24 protein-coding genes are annotated in these 23,510 nt (G+C 30.3%); 6 read left to right on the top strand and 18 right to left on the bottom strand.

The window, feature by feature from the left end:
- Positions 1-23 precede the first annotated feature (23 nt).
- Genes AC5SLN_RS01295 through AC5SLN_RS01280 form a run of 4 tightly spaced genes read right to left on the bottom strand, consistent with a single transcriptional unit; the run spans position 24 to position 3,002 of the window.
- Positions 24-635 carry an RlmE family RNA methyltransferase gene (locus tag AC5SLN_RS01295; RefSeq protein WP_006997257.1) on the bottom strand — a complete coding sequence of 204 codons (612 nt, stop codon included), beginning with the start codon at positions 633-635 and terminating at the stop codon, positions 24-26.
- Positions 636-1,547 carry a glycosyltransferase gene (locus tag AC5SLN_RS01290; RefSeq protein ID WP_494577085.1) on the bottom strand — a complete coding sequence of 304 codons (912 nt, stop codon included), beginning with the start codon at positions 1,545-1,547 and terminating at the stop codon, positions 636-638. It lies immediately after the preceding gene.
- Positions 1,548-2,351 carry a CDP-diacylglycerol--serine O-phosphatidyltransferase gene (pssA, locus tag AC5SLN_RS01285; RefSeq protein ID WP_494577084.1) on the bottom strand — a complete coding sequence of 268 codons (804 nt, stop codon included), beginning with the start codon at positions 2,349-2,351 and terminating at the stop codon, positions 1,548-1,550.
- A gap of 3 nt (positions 2,352-2,354) precedes the next feature.
- On the bottom strand, positions 2,355-3,002 hold the full coding sequence (locus AC5SLN_RS01280) for a phosphatidylserine decarboxylase (RefSeq protein WP_494577083.1): 648 nt from the start codon (positions 3,000-3,002) through the stop codon (positions 2,355-2,357).
- Between the two features lie 77 nt (positions 3,003-3,079).
- On the opposite strand from AC5SLN_RS01280, the gene AC5SLN_RS01275 reads away from it, so the two are divergent.
- Entirely contained in the window at positions 3,080-4,294 is a 1,215-nt protein-coding gene (locus tag AC5SLN_RS01275) for an NADP-dependent isocitrate dehydrogenase (protein WP_494593756.1), read from the top strand.
- On the opposite strand, the gene alaS is transcribed toward AC5SLN_RS01275, so the two are convergent.
- The 6 genes from alaS to AC5SLN_RS01245 form a co-directional block, all read right to left on the bottom strand.
- Positions 4,287-6,956, bottom strand: coding sequence for an alanine--tRNA ligase (gene alaS, locus AC5SLN_RS01270; protein ID WP_494593754.1), 2,670 nt, complete (start codon positions 6,954-6,956; stop codon positions 4,287-4,289). The genes AC5SLN_RS01275 and alaS overlap by 8 nt on opposite strands.
- A gap of 97 nt (positions 6,957-7,053) precedes the next feature.
- Positions 7,054-8,205 (bottom strand): recombinase RecA, encoded by a 1,152-nt coding sequence (gene recA / locus AC5SLN_RS01265; RefSeq protein WP_494577081.1) that lies wholly within the window; start codon positions 8,203-8,205, stop codon positions 7,054-7,056.
- A gap of 104 nt (positions 8,206-8,309) precedes the next feature.
- The gene (locus tag AC5SLN_RS01260) at positions 8,310-9,608 is read right to left on the bottom strand and encodes a TolC family outer membrane protein (protein ID WP_494593752.1); all 1,299 of its coding nucleotides are present in this window, start codon (positions 9,606-9,608) and stop codon (positions 8,310-8,312) included.
- A complete protein-coding gene (locus tag AC5SLN_RS01255; RefSeq protein ID WP_494593750.1) occupies positions 9,608-10,534 on the bottom strand; it encodes a uridine kinase in 927 nt (308 codons plus the stop codon). Before AC5SLN_RS01255 ends, AC5SLN_RS01260 begins: the two co-directional genes overlap by 1 nt.
- A gap of 6 nt (positions 10,535-10,540) precedes the next feature.
- A complete protein-coding gene (locus AC5SLN_RS01250) occupies positions 10,541-10,903 on the bottom strand; it encodes a GFA family protein (RefSeq protein ID WP_494593748.1) in 363 nt (120 codons plus the stop codon).
- Positions 10,904-11,473: an SOUL family heme-binding protein gene (locus AC5SLN_RS01245; protein ID WP_494593746.1), complete on the bottom strand. Its 570-nt coding sequence runs from the start codon at positions 11,471-11,473 to the stop codon at positions 10,904-10,906. It lies immediately after the preceding gene.
- A 165-nt stretch (positions 11,474-11,638) separates the two neighbouring features.
- On the opposite strand from AC5SLN_RS01245, the gene AC5SLN_RS01240 reads away from it, so the two are divergent.
- Both AC5SLN_RS01240 and AC5SLN_RS01235 read left to right on the top strand, forming a co-directional pair.
- Positions 11,639-12,034, top strand: coding sequence for a LexA family protein (locus tag AC5SLN_RS01240; protein WP_018413913.1), 396 nt, complete (start codon positions 11,639-11,641; stop codon positions 12,032-12,034).
- A complete protein-coding gene (locus AC5SLN_RS01235; protein WP_494593744.1) occupies positions 12,012-13,292 on the top strand; it encodes a Y-family DNA polymerase in 1,281 nt (426 codons plus the stop codon). The genes AC5SLN_RS01240 and AC5SLN_RS01235 overlap by 23 nt, the downstream gene beginning before the upstream one ends.
- On the opposite strand, the gene AC5SLN_RS01230 is transcribed toward AC5SLN_RS01235, so the two are convergent.
- Positions 13,285-14,157 (bottom strand): glycosyltransferase family 2 protein, encoded by an 873-nt coding sequence (locus AC5SLN_RS01230; protein WP_494593743.1) that lies wholly within the window; start codon positions 14,155-14,157, stop codon positions 13,285-13,287. The two genes, AC5SLN_RS01235 and AC5SLN_RS01230, sit on opposite strands and share 8 nt — an antisense overlap.
- The gene (locus AC5SLN_RS01225) at positions 14,154-15,476 is read right to left on the bottom strand and encodes a glycosyltransferase family 39 protein (protein ID WP_494593741.1); all 1,323 of its coding nucleotides are present in this window, start codon (positions 15,474-15,476) and stop codon (positions 14,154-14,156) included. Before AC5SLN_RS01225 ends, AC5SLN_RS01230 begins: the two co-directional genes overlap by 4 nt.
- A 78-nt stretch (positions 15,477-15,554) precedes the next feature.
- Between AC5SLN_RS01225 and AC5SLN_RS01220 the strand changes: the two genes are divergently transcribed.
- Positions 15,555-16,097, top strand: a complete 543-nt coding sequence (locus AC5SLN_RS01220; protein ID WP_494593739.1) for a TraR/DksA family transcriptional regulator — start codon at positions 15,555-15,557, stop codon at positions 16,095-16,097.
- A 33-nt stretch (positions 16,098-16,130) separates the two neighbouring features.
- Here AC5SLN_RS01220 and AC5SLN_RS01215 read toward each other — a convergent pair whose 3' ends face one another.
- The 5 genes from AC5SLN_RS01215 to AC5SLN_RS01195 form a co-directional block, all read right to left on the bottom strand.
- Positions 16,131-16,904, bottom strand: coding sequence for an MOSC domain-containing protein (locus tag AC5SLN_RS01215; RefSeq protein ID WP_494593737.1), 774 nt, complete (start codon positions 16,902-16,904; stop codon positions 16,131-16,133).
- An 8-nt stretch (positions 16,905-16,912) separates the two neighbouring features.
- The gene (locus tag AC5SLN_RS01210; RefSeq protein ID WP_494593735.1) at positions 16,913-17,539 is read right to left on the bottom strand and encodes a glutathione S-transferase family protein; all 627 of its coding nucleotides are present in this window, start codon (positions 17,537-17,539) and stop codon (positions 16,913-16,915) included.
- The gene (locus AC5SLN_RS01205) at positions 17,536-18,552 is read right to left on the bottom strand and encodes an NAD(P)/FAD-dependent oxidoreductase (protein WP_494593733.1); all 1,017 of its coding nucleotides are present in this window, start codon (positions 18,550-18,552) and stop codon (positions 17,536-17,538) included. The genes AC5SLN_RS01210 and AC5SLN_RS01205 overlap by 4 nt, the downstream gene beginning before the upstream one ends.
- On the bottom strand, positions 18,553-18,873 hold the full coding sequence (locus AC5SLN_RS01200; protein WP_494593731.1) for a 2Fe-2S iron-sulfur cluster-binding protein: 321 nt from the start codon (positions 18,871-18,873) through the stop codon (positions 18,553-18,555).
- Positions 18,874-18,956: 83 nt separating this feature from the next.
- Positions 18,957-19,727, bottom strand: coding sequence for a bacteriorhodopsin-like (locus tag AC5SLN_RS01195; protein WP_494593730.1), 771 nt, complete (start codon positions 19,725-19,727; stop codon positions 18,957-18,959).
- A 216-nt stretch (positions 19,728-19,943) separates the two neighbouring features.
- Between AC5SLN_RS01195 and AC5SLN_RS01190 the strand changes: the two genes are divergently transcribed.
- A complete protein-coding gene (locus AC5SLN_RS01190) occupies positions 19,944-21,839 on the top strand; it encodes a propionyl-CoA synthetase (protein ID WP_494593728.1) in 1,896 nt (631 codons plus the stop codon).
- On the top strand, positions 21,839-22,171 hold the full coding sequence (locus AC5SLN_RS01185) for a DMT family transporter (protein ID WP_006997281.1): 333 nt from the start codon (positions 21,839-21,841) through the stop codon (positions 22,169-22,171). The genes AC5SLN_RS01190 and AC5SLN_RS01185 overlap by 1 nt, the downstream gene beginning before the upstream one ends.
- Here the strand turns inward: AC5SLN_RS01185 and AC5SLN_RS01180 are convergent.
- Complete coding sequence (locus AC5SLN_RS01180; RefSeq protein WP_494593727.1) at positions 22,168-23,472, bottom strand: dihydroorotase; 1,305 nt, start codon at positions 23,470-23,472, stop codon at positions 22,168-22,170. The genes AC5SLN_RS01185 and AC5SLN_RS01180 overlap by 4 nt on opposite strands.
- Positions 23,473-23,510: the final 38 nt, after the last annotated feature.

Raw genomic sequence — 23,510 nt, 5'->3', positions numbered from 1 at the left:
GATTCCCCTCAAAAAAAAAGTCTCTATCTTAAGATTTTACAAATAATAAAACTTTCCTTAGATTCTTTTCTGCTAGACTTGGGTTTAAACACCTTCACTTCTTTAAATAATTTTTTACCCAAAGCAACAATTTCGTTAAATGATGAGCCTAGAAAAATCTTAGAGACAAATCGTCCTTCTTTAACCAACATTTCTTTGGAAAAATTCATAGCCTCCATTGCAAGTTCGCCAGTATAAATTGCATCTATATCTTTTATACCCGTTGTATTTACAGCCATATCAGAGACAACAACATCAACTTTTGATTTGAATAAAGCTTTTATTTTTTCTTGAGATTCTAAATCAGTAAAATCACCTTTGATTTGGATTGTATTCTCGATTTCCTCCATACCTTTTAAGTCGATTGAAACCAATCTTCCACTTTTTACTGTTCTTGAAATATATTGAGACCAGCTACCAGGTGACGCCCCTAAATCGATTACAGATATTCCATTTTTAAATATCTTAAATTTTTCATCTATTTCTATTAATTTATATGCTGATCTGGCTCGATAACCGTCTACTTGAGATTGTCTAACATAAATATCTCTTTTTTGTTTATTAATCCAGTTTTTAGAGATTCTATTTTTTTTCAATTAATGACCAAACCTTAAGCTTTTTGATAAAATTTTACCTTCTAAAGTTTTTATGTCTATCTTTACTTCTCTATGTAATCTCATGTCTTTATCTCCATTCCAAATTCCAGAGGCAAGATGTATTATTCCTATATTATGATTGGGCAAATAAGGTTCAACAAACTTTTTTTCTTCATCATTAAATTTTGGTAAAAGATTACTAACTAACCAGTTACAATTATGAGGCAAGAACTCTGTTTCTAAATCGTCAATGTAAACTGACATGTTAATAGCCAATTGTTCTGAACCAAAAATATTTCCAGCTTTAAGTGTTTGTTCTAAATTTTTTTGCCAAGTCGTCCAGCCGGCTGAATTTTTTTCTAAAGAAAAAACACCAATATTGATATGTGGGGCAAAAGCAAGCTTCCGAGCTTTATCTATTCCAATTTTTGACTTTATTGCATGTTTAAAATTTTGAGATTTAATTATTGCTAATTGCCCAAATACCCATTTAACTTTAGACATTATTTTATATCCTGGTGTAAAGGTTTGAGTAATTCCTAATTTTCCATTTTCACAGGCCTTAAAATAAAGCTCTATTGAACTCCAATCCCCTACCCAAGCGTCACAGTCTATCCATAAGAATTTTTCATAACTAGGAAAATATTTTGGTAGAAAGGCTCGAGATACTTGACTCTTTAGCCACTCTTTTTCTTTTACCTTGAAGGCTGGAACGTCAATATCCCATTCGGCTGATTTAATTTCATCAACTTTTTTTGATAATTCATTTTTCTGTTTTTCAGATAAACCTGCATCTAAGATACAAATTGCTATATCTTTGCTTTGTTCAAAACTTTTAATAGAATCGACCAATTCATTAAGTAATTCAAAGTAATTTGAGTCTGCCAGAGATACAATTACATTTTTTTTCATCTATAGAATATCTTCAAGGTCTTCTTTAGTGTCACTTTCACCATTTAAAATGTTCTGTTTATGAATTTTTTGATAACTAAAATATCCAACTGGAATTAAGCAAATATAGATTAATCCACAAATAACTAAAACTTTAAATGTATATATTAACAAAAGTCCAAAAAATAAAACAACACTAAACAATGCAAAAATTGTCAAATGACGAGGAATAGAAATTCTTTTAAATGCAAATGTAGGTACTTTACTGATCAATAAAAATGATATCAAAATAAACAGTATTGGTACTACTATATCGTAATTAATTTTGATTAAATTTATCTCGCTTAGACTTAATATTAAAGGCATCAATACCAAAATTCCACCTGCAGGTGACGGCACACCCTCAAAGTAATTATCCTTCCATGATGGTTCAGAGTTTGAACTTACATTAAATCTTGCAAGTCTAAGGGCAACGCAAACTACAAAAATCATTGTGAGTAACCAGCCAAATTTACCTAAATTATTTAAAGACCAAAAATACATTATAAAAGCAGGAGCTACTCCAAAGCTAATTAAATCCGCCAATGAGTCTAATTCTTTTCCAACTAAAGAAGTTCCTTTTAACATCCTAGCAACTCTGCCATCTAATGCATCAAAAATTGCGGCAAACATAATAGCTATAATAGATAATTCAAACTTTGCATCTAATGCAAATTTAATAGAACTTAATCCAATACACACATTTATTAATGTCAGTGCATTAGGCAAAAGCATTCTAGCTTTTTTATCTGATACTATTTTAAAATTATTTTTTGGTTGTTCCATAAGCTACTTTTTAGCTAATAGTGTTTCACCAGCAATTGTTTTTTGTCCAACTTTAACTAACGGCTCATAATTCTCAAAATAAACGTCCGCTCTACTTCCAAATCTAATTATACCAATTCTTTCACCTTGTTGTAATTGTTGATCTTTTGAAGATTCACAAACAATTCTTCTGGCAATTAAACCGGCAATTTGAACAACTATTATTTCTTCGCCATGAGTATTTGTTATCTTGTAATAGTTTCTTTCATTGTCTTCACTTGCTTTATCAAGTGATGCATTTAAAAATTTTCCAGGCTTATAAAGTATTTCTGAAATTTTACCTTCACAAGGAGTTCGATTTACGTGACAGTCAAATACGTTCATAAAGATACTAATCTTAGTAAATTTTCTATCTTCTAAACCTAATTCTTTTGGACCATCTACTTCATGGACCATCAAAACTTCACCGTCAGCAGGACTGGTTAGATAGTTTTCATCATTTATTGAAATTCGTTCTGGATCTCTAAAAAAATAATAAACCCATATCGATAATACTAGACCAATTAATCCTAGAAAAGTGCTCAGGACATATAAAAATATTGTTACAATAATAGCTATCGCTAAAAATTTGTAACCTTCAGAATGAATTTTTGGGAAAATTTTCTCTAACATAAGCTTATATTTGATAATTTTTTATTAATATGTATATAAAGCACTAAATTACAATTACTAATATATATTATTCATTTATGGCTAAAATAAAGGTTAAAAATCCAGTTGTTGAACTAGATGGTGATGAGATGACTAGAGTCATTTGGGAATTCATCAAAAGTAAACTGATTTTGCCTTATTTAGATTTGGATATTAAATACTACGATCTTGGTATGAAAAGTCGTGACGATACAGATGATCAAATAACAATAGATTCTGCTAACGCAATTAAAGAACATAGTGTTGGCATAAAATGTGCAACAATTACACCAGATGAAGCGCGTGTAGAAGAATTTAAGCTAAAAAAAATGTGGAGATCTCCAAACGGAACGATACGAAATATTCTTGGAGGTACAGTTTTTAGAGAGCCTATAATTTGTAAAAATATTCCAAAACTTGTTCCAACTTGGACAGATCCTTTAATTATTGGAAGACATGCTTTTGGCGATCAATATAGAGCAACAGATTTTAAAGTACCCGGTAAAGGTAAAATGGAAATAAAATGGACTGCAGAAGATGGCAGTGATGAAATTAAATATGAGGTCTTTAACTTTCCTGGACCAGGGATTGCTTTATCGATGTACAATTTAGATAAATCTATAGAAGACTTTGCAAGATCTTGCTTTAACTATGGAATAATTAAAAAATGGCCCGTTTATCTTTCTACTAAAAATACTATTTTAAAGATTTATGATGGTAGGTTCAAAGATATCTTCCAAGATATTTTTGATAAAGAGTTTAAATCTGATTTTGATAAACTTAACATTACTTATGAGCATAGACTAATTGATGACATGGTTGCTTGCGCTATGAAATGGAGTGGTAAATATATTTGGGCTTGTAAGAATTATGATGGAGATGTTCAATCTGATACTGTGGCTCAAGGTTATGGATCATTAGGGCTAATGACAAGTGTTCTTCTTGCACCTGATGGAAAAACTATGGAAGCAGAAGCAGCTCACGGAACTGTAACTAGACACTACAGAATGCATCAAGAAGGTAAAGAGACTTCTACAAATCCAATCGCTTCAATTTTTGCTTGGACTAGAGGTTTGGCACATAGAGGAAAATTAGATAGTAATGAAGATTTGATTAAATTTTCAACTACATTAGAAAAAGTTTGTATTGATTGTGTTGAAAATGGATCAATGACAAAAGATTTGGCAATTTTAATTGGGCCCTCAAGTAATTATCTAACGACTAATCAATTTTTAGATGAATTAGATGGTCAGCTTAAGAAAAAGCTTAATTAATTAATTTTTTAATATTTTCAAAAGACTCTTCAATTTTATTAGGCAAAGTTCCACCAGCTTGTGCAAAGTCAACTCTGCCACCACCGCCTTTACCCCCAATAACTTCTGAACCAGCTCTAACAATTTTTACGGCATCAAACTTTTCTTCTAATGTTTTGGTAACACCTACAGCTAAGCCAACTTTATTATCATTGATTGCATAAATTATAACTAATCCCTCTCCAATTTCTTTTTTGCCTTCATCAATTAGCTTACGTAAATCTTTAAATGGTAAATCTATAATATTTTGAAATCTAACTTTAAATCCATTAATAGTTTGATCGTTGATTTTATTTTTATCTTTATCTTTTAATATTGAGATAACTGAAAGTTGATCAAATTGTCTATTAAGGTCTTTTATTAAAGTTACTTGATCCTTGTTTTGAAGATTAGGTTTTCCTCCTAATTTAATAATCTTTGCCTCTAATTCTTTTATAACTGCCTCATTTTTTTGATCCGACAAATTGGATTGGTTTTCTTTTTCCTTTAAAAAATCAACTAACTGCACATCTCTTAACGCTTCAACTCTTCTTACGCCTGCAGCAATAGATGATTGGCTAATAATCTTAAATTTTCCAATATCAGCTGTGTTTACAACGTGTGTTCCTCCACATAACTCAGTTGAGAAAAATTTACCTTCTTCATCTCCCATAGACAAAACTCTAACTTCATCGCCATATTTTTCTCCAAATAAAGCTAGGGCACCATTTTCAACAGCTTCTTTAGGTGTCATTACTCTTGTTTTCACCTCTGACTTTTTTTCAATTATTGAGTTTACATAATGTTCAATTTTTCTAATCTCTTCATCTGAAATAGGTTTCATGTGACTAAAATCAAATCTTAATCGATCAGATTGAACTAAAGATCCTTTTTGGGTTACATGCTCACCCAAAACTCTTCTTAATGCTTCGTGCAATAAATGAGTGGCAGAATGGTAAGCTCTAATATTATTTCTTCTTTGAGTATCAATTTTTAATTCAACACTATCATTTAATTTAATTGAACCTTTTGTTACTTTTCCATAATGAACAAATAAATCCCCTAGTTTTTTTTGCACATCAGATACTTCAAATTCAAAATTTTGCGCACAAATTATCCCTGTATCTGCAACTTGCCCTCCTGACTCTCCATAAAAAGGTGTTTGATTAGTAATAATGATACCCTCATCGTCTAGACCTAAACTATTAACTTCTTTGTTTCTTTTTAATAATAGTTTTATTACTCCTTCTGCTTCATTCGATGCGTATCCTAAAAAATCTGTATTACCAATTTTATCCTTGATACTAAACCAAATTTTATCTAGAGAGCTATCTCCAGATCCTTTCCAATTTTTTCTAGCTAATTCAACACTTTGTTTCATCAATTCACCAAATCGTTCTTTATCAAATTTTAGTGACTTTGATTTTAATATGTCCTCTGTGAGATCTAATGGAAATCCATAAGTTTCGTATAATTTAAAAGCAACATCGCCTGGTAATATTTTTCCTGCTTTTGATATTTCTTCATCTAATATTTTCATTCCTCTATCTAGTAAAACTAAAAATTTTTCTTCTTCAGTTTTTAATGTTTCTTTTATTAAAGATTGTGCTCTTTCAAGTTCTGGATAGTTTTTAGACATTTCTTCTAGAAGCGTTTTAAAAATATTATAGAAAACTGGTTTTTTAGAACCTAGTAAATGTGAGTGTCTCATTCCACGTCTCATAATTCTTCTTAGAACATAACCTCTTCCTTCATTAGAAGGTAAAACTCCTTCTGCTAATAAAAATGAACTTGCTCGTAAATGATCTGCTATTACTCTAAAACTTGATTGATTATCATCAGTTACCTTAACGTTTAATGTGTCAGATGCAGATAGTATTAGTTTTTTAAAATGATCTGTTTCGTAGTTATCGTGTGTTCCCTGTAGTAGTGCAGCTATTCTCTCAAGACCCATACCCGTATCCACAGATGGTTTTGGTAAATTTATTCTCTTATCTTTTGAAATTTGCTCATATTGCATGAATACTAAATTCCATATTTCTATAAACCTATTACCATCCTCGTTTTTAGTGCCAGGTAAACCACCCTCTAGATGATCACCGTGATCATAAAATATTTCAGAACATGGTCCACAAGGCCCTGTGTCACCCATAGACCAAAAGTTATCTGACGTTGCTATCTTGATTATTCTATCATCACTAAAACCAGCTATTTTCTTCCAAAAGTTAAATGCTTCTTCATCGTCATGATAAACTGTTACATAGAGGCGATTTTTATCAATTCCGAACTCTTTAGTTATTAAATTCCATGCGTAACTAATTGCCTCTTCTTTAAAATAATCTCCAAATGAAAAATTTCCAAGCATTTCAAAAAATGTATGGTGTCTTGGTGTATAGCCTACATTTTCAAGGTCGTTATGCTTACCACCTGCCCTTACACATTTTTGGGAAGTTGTTGCTCTTACATAGTCTCTTTTTTCTAATCCGGTGAATACATTTTTAAATTGTACCATTCCTGAATTTGCAAACATTAATGTTGGATCATTATTTGGAACTAAATTACTAGACTCAACAATCTTGTGATCATTTTTTTCAAAATAATCTAAAAAAGTTGTTCTGATTTGATTTAGCGTTATGTCAGCCATATAATTAAAATACAGCTTTTTTATTTGATGTCTAGATAAGTGTAGGGAAAAAAGGCGCTTAAATTAAGCGCCTTTTAATAATTAAAGATGACTTTAACTAATTCTTTTTAGATGGAGGTGTTACTTCTTCTTTTATTTCCAGTTTAGGCTCCTCAATTTGATCTTTTGCTGCTTTTTCTGGATCTAATGGATTACCTTCAATTTTTTTTGCTATCACTCCAGCCTTTTCTCTAATTGCCATTTCAATTTCTGCTGCAATTTTAGGATTTTGCTCTAAATAAGTTTTAGCATTTTCTCTTCCTTGGCCAATTTTTTCACCTTTATAAGCGTACCAGGCTCCAGCTTTTTCAACAATGTCAGCTTTTGCACCAAGGTCAACTAATTCACCTACTTTACTAATACCTTTGCCGTACATTAGGTCAAATTCAACAACTTTAAATGGTGGTGCTACTTTATTTTTAACCACTTTAACTCTTGTTGAGTTACCAATAATTTCATCTCCGTTTTTAATGGCACCAATTCTTCTAATGTCCATTCTAACAGATGAATAAAACTTAAGTGCATTTCCACCAGATGTAGTCTCTGGACTTCCAAACATAACTCCAATTTTCATTCTAATTTGGTTAATAAAAATCATCATTGTGTTCGTGCTTGAGATTGAACCTGTTAGTTTTCTTAAAGCCTGACTCATCAATCTTGATTGAAGTCCTACATGGTGATCTCCCATTTCTCCTTCAATTTCAGCTCTAGGTGTTAGTGCTGCAACAGAGTCAATTACGATAACAGAAATCGATCCTGATTTAACTAAAGTATCAGCTATTTCTAGAGCTTGTTCACCAGTATCTGGTTGTGAAATTAATAATTCTTCAGTATCTACACCAAGTTTTTTTGCATAAATTGGATCTAAAGCATGCTCTGCATCTATAAACGCACAAATTCCTCCAGCTTTTTGGGCTTCCGCTAATACTTGCAATGCTAAAGTTGTTTTACCAGATGATTCTGGTCCATAGACTTCAATAACTCTTCCTTTTGGTAAGCCACCTATTCCAAGCGCTACATCTAAACTTAATGATCCAGTTGAAACAGACTCAACGTCCATTGCTCTTCTTTGGCCAAGTTTCATTACTGATCCTTTTCCAAAATTATCGATAATTTGGCTCATTGCCGCGTCCAAAGCTTTGTTTTTTTCGTTGCCTTCTGATTGTTGCGCTTTTGTAGATTTAACTACTTTTAAGTTGTTTTTAGTCATTTTATGCCTTTTTTATTAAATAATTAGTGTTCGAATCGTGTATTAAATGTACACATTTTGTTCTTATTTTCAATAGTTATTTTTTTTATAATAAAATGGCCTAATTACTGTATTTTTAAGTAATTGCTATTCAACAAACCGATAGCTTGAAGAAGTTTAAATTGTGAAAGTAAATAATTTCTTTCAGAATTTGCTAGGCTTATTTTTGAGTTTAATAAAATTGAATTTGACTGAATAACATCAAGTGTGGATCTTCCAAGACCTGTTTCATATTCAACTGTTATTCCTTCATTTGCTGTTTCTGCCGCTTTAACTTGCGCAGTAACTGAATTCAATAAACTTTTTGATACTTGAAAGCTTGACCATGCGCTTGCAATATTTGCGTCATTTGTTTTTAAGGCATTCTCTAATAATAGTTTTTTTCTATTTTTCAAATTTTTACTTTTATTTAATGAGGCGGTATTTTTTCCACCATTAAAAATTGGCCATGAGATAGTTGCTTTTAATATTTCTTTATCACGCTCTCCAATACTTGAGCTTACATTGTCCGATTTTGAACTATTAAAGGATAAAGATGCAGATGGTGATAGATCAGATCTAGCTATAGTTACATCTTGTTCAGATTGTTCATACTCTAACCTTGAAATAATTAAATTTGGATTAGTTGTTTTTGAAATTTCAATTGCTTCATTTAAATCTTTTGGTAATTCAAAAGTTAAATCTGAATTCTTACTTAAAGTATTGGTATTTACAATTGGGCCTATAATTTTTTCATAGGTTAACTTAGCTGTAATTGTTTCATTTTTTGCTTGTAAAAATTGTGCTTGTGCACCTGCAAGTGAAGACTCAGATTGTGCTAAATCAGATATAGTAATTTGACCTCTTTCTAATCTTGCTTGATTGGTCTCAACTTGTCTCTTTAACAGGTTAACGTTATCTTGATTAATCTTAAGTTTTTCATCAGAAAAAACTAAACCCGAATAAGCCTCAATAGCTTGGTACAAAATCTCCTGTTCAGTTTTTAAAAGTTTTGCCTCAGCTAAAGTTAATCCAATTTTACTTTTTTCCATGCTGGCTATACCTGCAAATCCTTGGAATAATTTTTGCTCAATATCTATTGATTGAGTTTTTGGATCGACATCAGTAAAAGATGAATTAGTACCTGTTCCATCAGTTAACTTTTCTGTATTTTCTTGGCTCTTAGAACCTGACAGTGTCACACTTGGTAAAAACTCACTTCTTGATATTTTTACATCTTCTCTAGAAACTTGAATATTTTCACGTTCTGCGTTTAATACTGGGTTTTCATTATACGCTTGAAACAATGCTTTTGATAAAGGTACTGAAAAAGCTTTTCCATTAAAAAGAATAATAGCTAAGAATATTAATATTATTTTTTTCATTATTTTTTAAACTTTATTTTTTCAATCTGATGATTGCTATTTAAATTCATTATAACTGATGAGCTTTTTATCGCATCTTTAAACATTTGTTGAGTAATTCTTTGATAAGTCTGCATAAAGTTTATCACATCTCCACTACTCATAATCTTTAGATTTTTCTTGTTTTTTGTTTGAACCCAGAGCTTTCGCTCCTGTTTTAATCTCCATTCTCTCAATAAGCTAAAGTTTTTAGCCTTTAGATACAGTAATCCATCTAATTGTTTGAATAAGGTTTTGTATTTAGTTTTTAATTGATTGTTAACATGGGTTCTCCATTTAGTTCCTTGATCATAAACTTTTTCAAGTGAGTTAATTGGTTTTTTAAGCTGACTACTTGATTGGGCTCTTGCTCCAACGCACCAACCTTCAAAAATGACCACATCAGGCTTTGTTTTGATTTTATACCATAAGCTCTTTTGGCACCTATCATCTATTGCTTTATTAAATGTTGGAATTTGTAAACTTTTAAAGTTTTTATTTTTAATCTGTTTAAAAAAATTTAACATTAAATCTACATCGTGAGTTCCTGGTACTCCTCTCGTCATTAATAAAGGGTGTTTATTTTTAGACAATAATGTTCTGTCTTTTCTTGTTTTATAAAAATCATCAATAGAAACTTTAAAAACATTTAACTTAAAATATTTTTTTAAAATTAAAGATAAAATTGATGAGATAGTTGTTTTGCCTGACCCTTGTCCTCCAGCCAAACCTATCATTAATGGTTTTTTTTTATTAATCTTTTTTGCTATCCAAAAACTAACAGGTATTAAAAAAGATTTGATCATCTTATCTTTATTTTTAAATTTATCCTTCTTGGTTTCTTGAGAAGAGATAAATTTAAAACAATCTTTTTTTACTTTTTTAAAACAATCATTAACTGCTTGCATAAAAAATTACTTATTGTCTAGAGGATGATTTTGCCCATCGTTGACTGCAACATTTTCTAATTCAAACGTATTTATTTCATCTACGCATCCGAGATTAAATCCTGTCATAGCTGGATTGGCTCTTGGATTATGATGTGTATAAATTCCGCAGTTCGAACAAAAATAGTGTTTTGCAATTTTTGAATGAAATTGATAAAGTTTTAATTTATCCTCACCTTTAATTATTTTAAAATCTTCATTCTTAACCATAGACATTATTGCTCCTTTTCTTTTACAAATAGAACAATTACATTTTAAAACTTTTTCTAAGTTATTAGGCACGTTTATTTCTGCTTCTACTTCTCCACAGTGACATGTTAGTTTTTTCATTTATATTTCTCCTTTATTTTTTATATTTATTTCAAACATTGCTTCATTTCTTCTGTTCATGGGTAGCGTGAAAGGTCCATCGTAAGTTGCTTTAATAGGTGGGCTCAAAATTATCATATTATCTTTTTTTAATTCATTTTCTAAAACGCTTTTATGTTTAATAAAATTTTTATCAGAAGCCCTTCCTGAGTATCTAATAACCGCATAATAACCACCTTTAATATTTAATATTTTAACATCTGGATTAGACGGGCTTGGTATGTTTTCTTTATTAAATCTTGAAGGTAAATAAAATTGCATGGTCATATTTCCTTTTTTTTCTATTTGGGTGACTGGTGTTGTCATCTTAATCTCTTCATTTTTATCATTGTTGCCTGATATGTAGTTAAATAATTTTCTAAAACTGTTGCCTTCATTTGATATATCTGTTTCAATTGCTAAACGATCAGAATATTTTCTGATTTCATAAACTTCATTTTTTTTCACTACTTCATAGTTTGCTTCTTCATAAGACATACTGTTAGAAGTTATAATTAAGCCAAGTAACACAATTGATAGAAATTTTTTCATTTTAATATGAAGCTTAAACTATCTCTGGTTGAAGTTATCCACAAGAGCACAAAATGTAGTTTCAATGTTCATGTTTTGATTCACCTTTGATTCAGTTACAGACTCAAAATACAACCTATTGCGTGTACTGTATAACTAGTCTATAAATTAGAACAAAACAAGAACATGAAATTAACTATTCCCTTTTACTTACATAAAGCTGGAGCTGGCTTTCCCTCTCCTGCAACAGATTACATTGAAGAAGATGTAGATCTTAATGTTCACTTAATCAAAAATGTTCCTGCAACTTTTATCATTAGAGTTCAGGGAAAATCGATGACTGATGTTGGTATTTATGATGGTGACTTATTAGTTATTGATAGAAGTTTAAAACCTAAAAACTTTTCAACAGTGGTTGCAAATGTTCATGATGAGTTAGTTGTTAAAAGTTTTGTTAAATCAAAAGATGGTCAATTTTTAACATCAGGTTCAAAAAATATTGAAGATAAAATAATTATTGGAGATGAAACTGAAGTGTTTATTTGGGGAGTTGTGACTTATGTCATCCATTCAACGTACTAAGAAAATAGCATTAGTAGATTGTAATTCATTTTATGTTTCTTGTGAAAGATTATTCAATCCTAAAATTAGAAATAAGCCAGTTGTTGTATTGTCGAATAATGATGGCTGCATTATTGCAAGATCAAATGAAGCAAAGTTTCTTGGTATTAAAATGGGTGAGCCTTACTTTAAAGCTAAAGAAATAATACTTAAAAATAGAGTTTATGTATTTTCTTCAAATTATTCTTTGTATGGAGATTTATCAAGAAGAGTGATGAGAACTTTAAAAAGATTTAATCCTGAGTTAGAAATATATTCAGTAGATGAAGCTTTTTTAGATTTGAGTAATTATCCAGATGACGAAGTAGAAGATGTGGGAAAAGAAATTAGAAACATTGTTTTACAATGGACAGGAATTCCGACTAGCATTGGTATTGCTAAAACAAAAACACTAAGCAAAATTGCAAATCATATAGCAAAGAAAAAACAATCTGGTGTTACAAACTTGATAGGAATTGAAAATATTGATCCACTATTAGAAAAAATAGATATCAACGATGTGTGGGGAGTTGGTAAACAGATGACAAAATTTTATCATCAAAATGGAATTTATAATGCTAAGCAATTAAAAAATATGTCAAATACTTGGATTAAAAAAAGTTCTAACGTTTTAAGTTCTAGAACCGCCTTAGAACTTAGAGGTATTCCTTGTATCCCACTAGAAACTAAAACTTCAAAAAGAAAAAGTTGTGTAGTGTCAAGGTCATTTGGTACAAGAGTTGAAAAGTTTCAAGAGTTAGAAGAGGCGGTTGCAAGTTATTGCTTAAATGCTTCAGAAAAAATTAGATCAGAATCTTTAATAGCAAAATCAATAACCGTGTCTGTTAGAACAAGCCCTTTTCAAAATAGAGGAGTGCATTATTCAAATGCTAAAACTATAGATTTTCCAATAGCTACCAATAATAGCATTGAAATAGTTAAAACTGCTTTGATTGCTTTAAATGAAATCTTTATTAATGGATACAGATATCAAAAAGCAGGCATAACATTGACTGGTTTAGTTAGTTCAAGTGGCAGTAAAAATCTATTTTCCACTGAAAAAGATGAGAAAATTAAAGGCTTAATGAGATCTATTGATAGCACAAATTATAAGTATGGACGATCAACATTAAGTTTAGCTAGCGCTGGAGTAAATAAAAAATGGAATATGAGAAGAGACCACTCTTCAAAGATAGATACAGCTGATTTTCATTCACTACCAATAATAAAAGCTATTTAAATTGATCTATGCTGCTAATATTTTCTAAAGAGTTTTCAAATTCTAAAATACTTTCTCTCTGAGAAAGTATAATTACTGAAAACATCATAATAAGAACTCCTAAAACAGGCAATAATGTAATCCATGATAGATTACCGGCAACTAAAAATAAGTAAGCAATTAAAAAAAATATAGATCTAATCAATAGTGTCATTTTAAAAACAGCTATAATTGATAGTGAGTGTTTTAATAAGTTAATAAAACTCATTTTCGATGGACCAAAAAATCTTTTACCTCTTATTGATGGGATAGATTTTCTATCTTTAAATAGTTTAGCAACAGCACCTGAAAAACTACTCCATGTTGCTTTATCTTTTATCATTTTATTAACTGCAAATTTAGGTAAGCAAATAAAATTACCAAACTTAATAGACTGTCCGGTGAAAACAAAAGTTAAATATTTGTGTAAAAGGTAACAAAGTTTAAAGAAAGAAGCTTCAGATCTTTTTACTCTATTAGCTGTAATAACTTTATCAGGATAGTTATTTATCTTATTAATAAGAAGAGTTATTTCTTCCGGTCTATCTTCACCATCTCCATCCATTGGAATTATATAATCGTAATCTTCATGCTCAGCAATATATCTTAAGCCAGACGCATTACATCTAGCATGTCCTTTATTTGTTTTCATGTTGATTATTTTTATAGACTTAAGGTTATTAAAATTAAAATCATTGGTAGGTTTTTCTTCCGTAGAGCAATCGTTTACAATTATAATTGAGAATTCATGTTTTAAATCATTAACTTTTAAGTCTATATCTTCTAAAAGTTTAAAAGCTGACTTCCAATCATTATATATAGGGATTAAAATTTTTATTTTGCTCATCTATTTCCTACACAAATATTATCAATACAAATATATTTCGACAATGACTTAAGCTTATCTTTTGTAATCAATCCTTCCCAAACGGGTCTAGAATTTAGGTGATATGATAAATTTCCAGCATGCCATTCATCACCAAGGACAACATTAATTGGTAATGTATAATTTTGCTTCCATAAGTATTCAGTTTTAATTGCTATTTCTTTACCTAAATAATCTGTTCTTTTGTCAGTTTCAGTAATTGAAATATAAGCATAAGCAAAGGGTGAAAAAATAAATAAAATCAAAAATGTTGATATAAACCCATTTAACTTTTTAAGATTTATTTGTGCTTGAAAAATATAGATAATGAATACACCAAAAAATAAATAAAATGGGGTCATCCACATTGTTCTTATTTTAGACCCTATTAACATCGAGGTTAAGAACATTAATCCAATTGGAATTAAATTAATAAATATTAAGAACAATAGCTTCTTATCTTTTAAAGTTACTTTTAACTTAATTTTTTTTATTAAAAAAAACGACATTAAAAAAAATGGAATTATTATTCCTAGTTGTTTAACTAAGAATATTAATGGGTAAGTTATATGATCTAATAAACTTGAATTCTCAAGCCCTGTTCTAGCTAATCCATACGTAATCGTAATGTAATCATTATTAGTTAACCAAATTAAATGAGGAATTAATAAAACAATAAAGACCTCAAAAGATATTAAATATTTGAAATCAAACTTTTGATATTTTTTTACAAAAATTATATAAAAAAATAATAGGACTATTGATATTAAAAGGTAAATAAAAAGATATTTTGATAAAAAACCTATGGCTGCAAAAACTCCAAGCAAAAAACAATCCATAAAGTTTATTGCTTTTTTATCAAATATTTTCCAAGAATAATAAACACACAACGACCAAAAAGGTAGTTGGCAAACATTCACATTAAATTCAGGTGTTGTAAAATTATAGAAATAAATACCCTCTAAAAGAAGTACCGATATTAAACTTAAAGTTTTATTCTTAAAAAGCTCTTCAGCAAATTTAAAAACAATAATAAATGCAGTCACTACAAATATTTGACTTAATAAATAATAAGCCCAATCTTGGGCACCGAAAATTTGATAAAAAATTTCTGGAAAAAATGCACTTCCTGGGGGATGTTTGTTAAATCCCCATTCCAAATTACTTCCCCAGGCTAAAGCCTCAATAACATCAAGTGGTAGATTTTTATTTGTTAATGAGGGGATCAATGTCCATAAAATTAAATGAGTTATAAGAAAACTATAAAACAATTTATTTATATTGTTTTTATTGATTAACATTTAATTGATTTTATATGAATTAAGCTTGCTTGACACGTATTAATTGCTGAATATACTCCGGCCACTAAATTTATACATATGCCTAAAATTGCAAAATCATCTACTAAAAAACCAACAGCTAAAACAAAAAAAGTTGCTGCTGCAGTCAAAAAAGCTACTAAAGTAATAAAAAAAAATAGTACACCTGAAATTAAAGTAAAGGCACCAATTAGAATTTCAAAAACATATATACCAAAAGAAACAGAAAAATATATGTGTGATAAGCATTTATCATTTTTTAAGATAAAACTTACTGAATGGAAAAAAGAATTAGTAAAAGCAAATAATGAAGCTCTTTACAATGGGTCAATGGATGACAATAGTGTTTCAGCAGATATTGTTGATCAAGCAAGTTCTTACACGGATAAAACTGTAGAAATGAAAGCAATTAATAGACAAATTAAATTAATTTCTAAAATTGACCAAGCTTTAATAAGAATAAAAGATAAAACTTTTGGATTTTGTGCAGAAACTGCTGAGCCAATAGGATTAAAAAGATTAATGGCTAGACCAGTTGCCCATCTTTGTATTGCAGCACAAGAAAAGCATGAAAAAGATGAAAAGGTATACGCTGATGATTAAACTTAAAAATTGATAGCTAAAACCTCTTTATTATTAACATTCCACTATATTTCCTGCTTCTATTTTACCTTCATCTAAAGATCTCAAGTAAACACCCATATCGCAATGATCGTAGTTTTTTTTTAATAACTTCAGCAAACTCTTATCACTACTATCTGTTTCAGGTTTTAAATTAACTGCAGTACAGCGTGGAATATTTTTTACTATTTTAAAAGAAATATTATTAATTTTTATAATCTTTCCAATCCATTTACGCTCTTCCCAAGCTTCAAGTCCTTCAATGTAAAAATTTCCTCTAAATCTCTCTAATTCAATTTTTTGATTAATTTTTTTTTCAAAATCTTTAATACTATTTAAATTTATAAGGGATACGGAATTAAAGATCTTATTTGAATGAGATGTATCAAAGAAAGGGGCAATATTACTTTGTAATAAGAAAATTGGTTTGGTTAATGAATTTTCTAATTCTAGTATTTTATTTACAAGTATAGATTTTTGCTCTGGATCATCTGCTATTATTGATAATAGCTGCTTGTCACCAAGTTTTAAAATTAATTTATTATTTTTGTATTCAAAATTGTATTTATTTAAAACTGGTGAATTTTTTAATGTTAAGAAATTATTAAGCTTTCTTTCACTTGGATTTTTCTCAAGTATAAGAGCTTTTTTTGAGTCAATAATTCTGGTAAATGCAAAACTTCTATCATTTACAATTCCCAAATCTTTTTTAATGATACATGATTTGATATTTGTAAAAGATAAAGATTTTACAGGACTAAAGTATATTGATGAAATCAAAACACTCATAAAGATTATTATGGTTGTGGAATCTTAGAGTTGTTTTTTAATAAATCGTACCCTCTAATAACAGCTTCTCTTCTTGCAATATCTAAATACCATCTAGTTAAGTTGCTATAATTTTTAAGACCAATATCATGCCATTCATGTCTTGCAATCCATGGCCAAGTTGCAATATCTGCAATTGTATATTCATTTCCTGCTAAGTATTTTGATGAAGATAATCTTTCATCCAATTCGCTATAAATTCTTTTTGTAATTTTAAAATATCTTTCTTCTCCAAATTCACTTTTACCAGGATTATAATGATGAAATTGATGATGTTGTCCGATCATTGGTCCAATAATTCCCATCTGTGCCATCAACCATTGATTTATAACATTTCGATCTTTTGCTTCATAAAATTTATTATATTTTTCAGCTAAATATATAAGTATTGCTCCAGACTCGAATAATGACTGTCCATTTTCGTGATCTGTAATTACTGGTATTTTTCCAAATGGGCTTATCTTTTTAAAATCTGTTTTAAATTGTTCATCTTTTGACAGATCAATTTTAGTAACTTTAAAATCACAACCTATTTCCTCTAACATTATTGTAATTTTTTTTCCGTTTGGAGTGTCTGCTGTAAATAACTCTATCACTCTTTAACACCTAGTCTGCCTTTTACCGTCTTAGAAGAAGTGGTAAACTCGAATCTGTATTTTTCATCTGGCTTAGCATACTTAAAGCAACCTCTCGCAGCTAATGCTCCTTCATGAAAGCCAGAAAGTATCAATTTAAGTTTTCCAGGATAAGAGCAGATATCACCAATTGCAAAAATACCTTCCTTATTAGTTTCAAAATTTTCTGTGTTAACAGGAATAGTTTTTTTGTCTAAATTTAGCCCCCATTCCGTAATTGGTCCAAGCTTCATAATTAGTCCAAAAAAGCCCAGAACATAATCAGTTTTAATTTCTTTTATACTATCATCATCATGCTTAATATTTATGCTTTCAACTTTTTCATTTCCATTGACTAAATCTAATTGGTATTTTGTATGAACTTCTATTTTGCCTTCTTCTTTTAATTGGTTAACTTTATCGATACTTGCTTGCATTCCTCTAAACTCATCTCTTCTGTGGACCAATATAACTTTAGATGTATTTGAAAGTTCAATTGCCCAATCTAATGCTGAGTCTCCTCCACCAAAAATTGTAACTGTTTTATCTTTAAAGATTGTTTTATCTTTAATTGAATAAAGTATTTGCTTGCCTTCATATTTTTCAATCTCTTTTGTTGGAAATTTTCTGGGCTCAAAAGAGCCTACACCTGCTGCAATAATTATACTTGATGCTTCAAATTCAGTTCCTTTGTTTGTTTTAATTATCCATTTTTTTTCAACTTTTTTAAGCTCTTCTACTCTTTCGTTTAAATGAAAATTTGTTTTAAATGCTTTTATCTGTTCAATTAAGTTTTTAGTTAATTCTTCTCCAGTACATTCAGGAACTGCGGGAATATCATAAATTGGTTTGTCTGGATAAAGTTCAATACATTGGCCTCCAATTTTATCTAAATTATCAACTACTTCACATTTTAACCCAATGATGCCTAATTGATGAACGCAAAATAATCCTACTGGGCCTGCGCCTATTATTAAAGTATCTGTTTTAATCATTTAACCTTGTTTTGATGGAATGCTAACTGTTAGTCCATCTAATTCATCTGAAACTAATATTTGACAACTCAATCTACTGTTTTGTTTTGGTTCAAACGCCATATCTAACATGTCTTCTTCTCCGTCTTCTTTTTTTGGAAGTTTATCAAACCATTCTTCTTTGACATAAACATGGCAAGTAGCACAAGCCATTCCACCACCACAATCAGCATCAATTCCAGGAATGTCGTTTTGAACCGCGCCCTCCATTACACTCAGCCCGTTAGAAACTTCTATGGTATGAGACTTTCCATTATTTTCTAAGTATGTAATCTTTGGCATATATCTAAATATAATGAGATAAAAAAAAAGGGCAAGTATGTAAAAACATACCTGCCCTTCTTCTAATTATTTAACGAGTAAAACTACTTCTTAGCTCTACCAGGTTGAGACATTGCTGCTGCCCAAATGATTAGACCAAAAGCGATCTTGTTCAAAAAGTCAGCTGCGTTGTAAATCACGTTTAGTGAGTTTGCGTCCATTCCACCAGTCATGTAACCAAATACATAACCTAATGGGTAGATAGCCCAACCAACTGTAACGATCATTCTCATTGCACCAAATGCAGTAACAAGAGCCTTGTTTCCACTTTTCGCTGCATTTTTTCCTGCTTCGCCTGAGAATACTTCATAAAGAATGTAGAACCATCCAGCCATACCGATTACAAAACCAAGTGTAGTGTTGATGTATCCTGCTTCTCCTAAGTATCCACCGATTAACATTACTAAAGTACCAATCATCAATCTCCAGAAAATTCCAGAGTTTGCTTTATTTACTGCTGCAAGAACAAAATAGAATTCTAACATCAATAATGGAACTGTAATTAACCAGTCAATATATCTGTATACTGTTGGTGACTCACCAGTCATAACCCACACATCTCTCATGTACATGTAGTGAATAAATGCAATACCAGTAACCAGTCCTGCAACAGTGATTGAAACTCTCCAGCCAGCTGGAACCGATGCTCTTTCAATAAAAAAGAATGCCGTTGACGCTAATAACGCCATTGACACAAGCCAGAATGAAATTCCAACAAAGTCATCAGAAGCTAACAGTGTAGTTTCTGCGTTTGCTACACCTGAAATACCCATTAGGGCTACAGCTGTAAGAGCAAACAATTTTAGTTTTTTCATAAAAAACTCCCTCTTTCGTTAGTTTTTAACTTTTTAGTTTATATAAACTAGACTTAAACAAATGCTTAAGTCATGTTGAGGATTAACTATCAAAATAATTAAGTTTTTAGAAGGTTTAATTGCCTCTAATTTGTATTGATTTTACTTACTTTTTGAATTTTAATACAATTTTTAATTTAATAAATCTTAAAATATCAAAATAAAGAATCATTAAAGATGAATAAAAAATTCAGTGAAATTTATCAAAACTCTATAAAAAACCCTGAAGATTTTTGGCAAGAAGTGTCTAACGATATTTTTTGGTTTAAAAAACCAACAAAAATTCTAAACAAATCTAATCCTCCTTTTTATAAATGGTTTGAAGATGGGGTTACTAACACCTGTTATAATGCTTTAGACCTTCATATCGATGAAGGTAGAGGTGAAAAATTAGCTTTAATCTATGACAGTCCCATAACTGGCAACAAAAAGCAGTTTACCTATAAAGAATTAAAAGAAAAGGTTTCAAAATTTGCAGGAGCTTTAAAAAACCAAGGGGTTAATAAGGGAGATAGAGTTATAATCTATATGCCCATGATCCCAGAGGCAGTTATAGCAATGTTGGCTTGTGGAAGAATTGGAGCAATTCACTCTGTGGTGTTTGGTGGTTTTGCATCCAGTGAATTAGCAAGCAGAATCGATGATAGTAAAGCAAAAATATTAGTTACGGCTTCGTGTGGTTTTGAACCTGGAAGAACTGTTGAGTACAAACCTCTAGTGGATGAGGCCATAAAAATGGCATCACATAAGATAGAAAAATTAATCCTATTTCAAAGATCTGGAAATGAAGCAAATATAAATGCTCCAAAAGAAATCAGTTGGGATGAAGCACTTTCAAATGCAAAAGAAGTAGATTGTGTTGAAATGAATTCAAATGATTTAGCTTATATTTTATATACCTCAGGAACTACGGGTGTGCCAAAAGGAATAGTTAGAGATATTGGTGGTCATATAGTTGCTCTAAAATGGACTATGAAAAATATTTACAATATCGATACTGATGATGTCTGGTGGTCAGCAAGTGATATTGGCTGGATAGTTGGTCATTCTTATATAGTCTATGCTCCTTTGTTTAAAGGTTGCACCACAGTACTATTTGAAGGAAAACCTGTTGGCACTCCTGATGCTGGTGCTTTTTGGAAAATAATTTCTGATTATAAAGTAAAATCACTTTTTACTGCACCAACTGCTTTTAGGGCTATTAAAAAAGAAGACCCTGAGGGAAAGTTTTTTTCTAAGTATGATTTAAGTAAATTTGAGTCATTGTTTTTAGCTGGTGAAAGGGCGGACCCAGATACCATTAAGTGGGCAGAAAATTTATTAAAAGTTCCTGTAATTGATCATTGGTGGCAAACTGAAACTAGTTGGGCAATTAGTTCTAATTGTACAGGAATTGAAATGATGAAAACAAAGTATGGCTCAGCTTGTAAGGCAGTTCCTGGTTATGACGTTCAAATTATGAAGCCAGATCAAACTTTAGCAAAACCTAATGAGATGGGAGATATAGTTATAAAATTACCTTTGCCTCCTGGAACTTTTCCAACACTATGGAATGCAGATCAAAGATACAAAGATAATTACATGACCAACTATGACGGTTACTATGAAACTTATGATGCAGGTCATATAGATGAAGATGGTTACATTTGGATTATGTCTAGAACAGATGATATTATTAATGTTGCAGGTCACAGATTATCAACTGGAGCAATTGAAGAAGTATTATCAGAACACCAATCAGTTGCTGAGTGTGCGGTATTAGGCGTTGCAGATAAATTAAAAGGACAATTGCCAATTGGTTTGGTCGTTCTTAAATCTGGTGTTGAAAAAGATCACACAACAATTTCAAAAGAGTGCATTCAGATGGTTAGAGATAAAATTGGTCCTGTTGCTGCATTTAAGATTGTAATTGTTATTAAAAGATTGCCAAAAACAAGATCTGGAAAAATATTAAGAGGAACAATAAGAAAAATTGCTGATGGAGAAGATTATAAAATACCAGCAACTATTGATGATCCTGTAATTTTAACTGAGATAAAAGAAGACTTAATGAAAAATAATATTCTTAAATAATGATAAAGACATATTTATTTTTAACTATTGCCATTTTTTGTGAAGTAGGTGGAACAATGTTATTACCTGTTTCACAAAATTTTACTAAAATAATTCCAACCACAACACTTGCAATTTTGTATTTATCTTCATTTTACCTTTTAACATTTGTGGTTGATAAACTTCCTATCGCCATTGTTTATGCAACATGGAGTGGCCTTGGTATATTTACAATTGCAATATTAGGATATATTTTCTTCAAACAATCACTATCATGGCAGGCTGTTTTAGGGTTATTCTTTATTGTTACTGGTGTTGTTCTGGTAAATAGCTTTACTATAAAAACTATTTAAAATTTTAAAGGCTTACCGTCAGGTTCACCCAAAATCTTACCGTCTCTCATTTTGATTTGGCCAGCAATAATTGTTGACACAGGAGTTCCTTTAAATTCATACCCATCAAAAGGTGACCAAGCACATTTACTTTCAATATTTTCATTTTTAATTGTAATTTTTTTATTCATATCAACGATTGTGAAGTCTGCATCAAATCCTTCTTTAATAAAACCTTTGTCTTGAATGCCAAAAATTTTTACTGGATTTTCACATATAGAATTCATTAATTGTTCTAAACTTAATTTTCCATCATTAACATGATTTAACATAACCGGTAAAAGTGTCTGAACACCTGGCATTCCAGATGGTGAATTGGGATATTTTTTTTCTTTGTTTTCTTTTAAGTGTGGAGCATGATCAGATCCAATTGTGTCATTAAGATTATTTTTTACTCCATACCATAACCTGTCATAGTGAGACTTATCTCTTATTGGTGGGTTCATTTGAGCATATGTTCCAAGTTTATCATAACAATCTGGGGCATAGATTGTTAGATGTTGAGGTGTTATCTCAAATGTGATGTTACCTTTGTGCTGCGATAAAAAATCAATTTCTTGTTTTGTTGTTACATGAAGGATGTGTGCTTTTTTTTTATATCGCTCAGCTATTCTTACAATTCTTCTAGTCGATGAAATTGCACATTCTTCACTTCTCCAAATTGGATGTGAGTGAACATCTTCATCTTTAATTAATTTTTTATTCCTATTTAAAATTTCTTCATCTTCAGAGTGAACTGAAACAACTTTAGAGCTACTTTTAAATACTTTCTCAATATCTTCTTCAAATTGAACCAATAGATTTCCTGTAGAAGAACCGGCAAAAAGCTTAATTCCACAACATCCTTCTAAGTTTTTTAAGTCTGCTAACTCATCAGCGTTATCTGGTGTTGCACCAAAATAAAAAGCATAGTTGCAATACATTCTATTTTTTGCAAGATCTAATTTCTTTTGAAATTCAACTTTATTAGAAGTTGGTGGATTAGTATTTGGCATTTCAAAAACACTCGTTATTCCTCCAACAATTGCTGCCCTACTTCCAGAATGAAGATCTTCTGTGTCAGTTGATCCGGGTTCCCTAAAATGAGTTTGAGTATCAATACATCCTGGTAAAACTGTTAATCCCTTAGCATCAAAAACTTCTTTTGCTTCACTATCAATTTTACCAATTTCTATAATTTTACCATCTTTGATTGCTATATCTTGATCTTTAAGATCTTTATCTATGTAGCAAGAACCGTTTTTAATTATTAGATCTAACATTTATGAAAAAAGTAATTATATTATATTAAGACATCAAT

It is taken from the genome of Candidatus Pelagibacter sp. PS_31 (assembly GCF_059417865.1).
The sequence above is the reverse complement of the archived record's forward strand: the minus strand, read 5'-3'. Positions and strand labels throughout refer to the sequence as shown.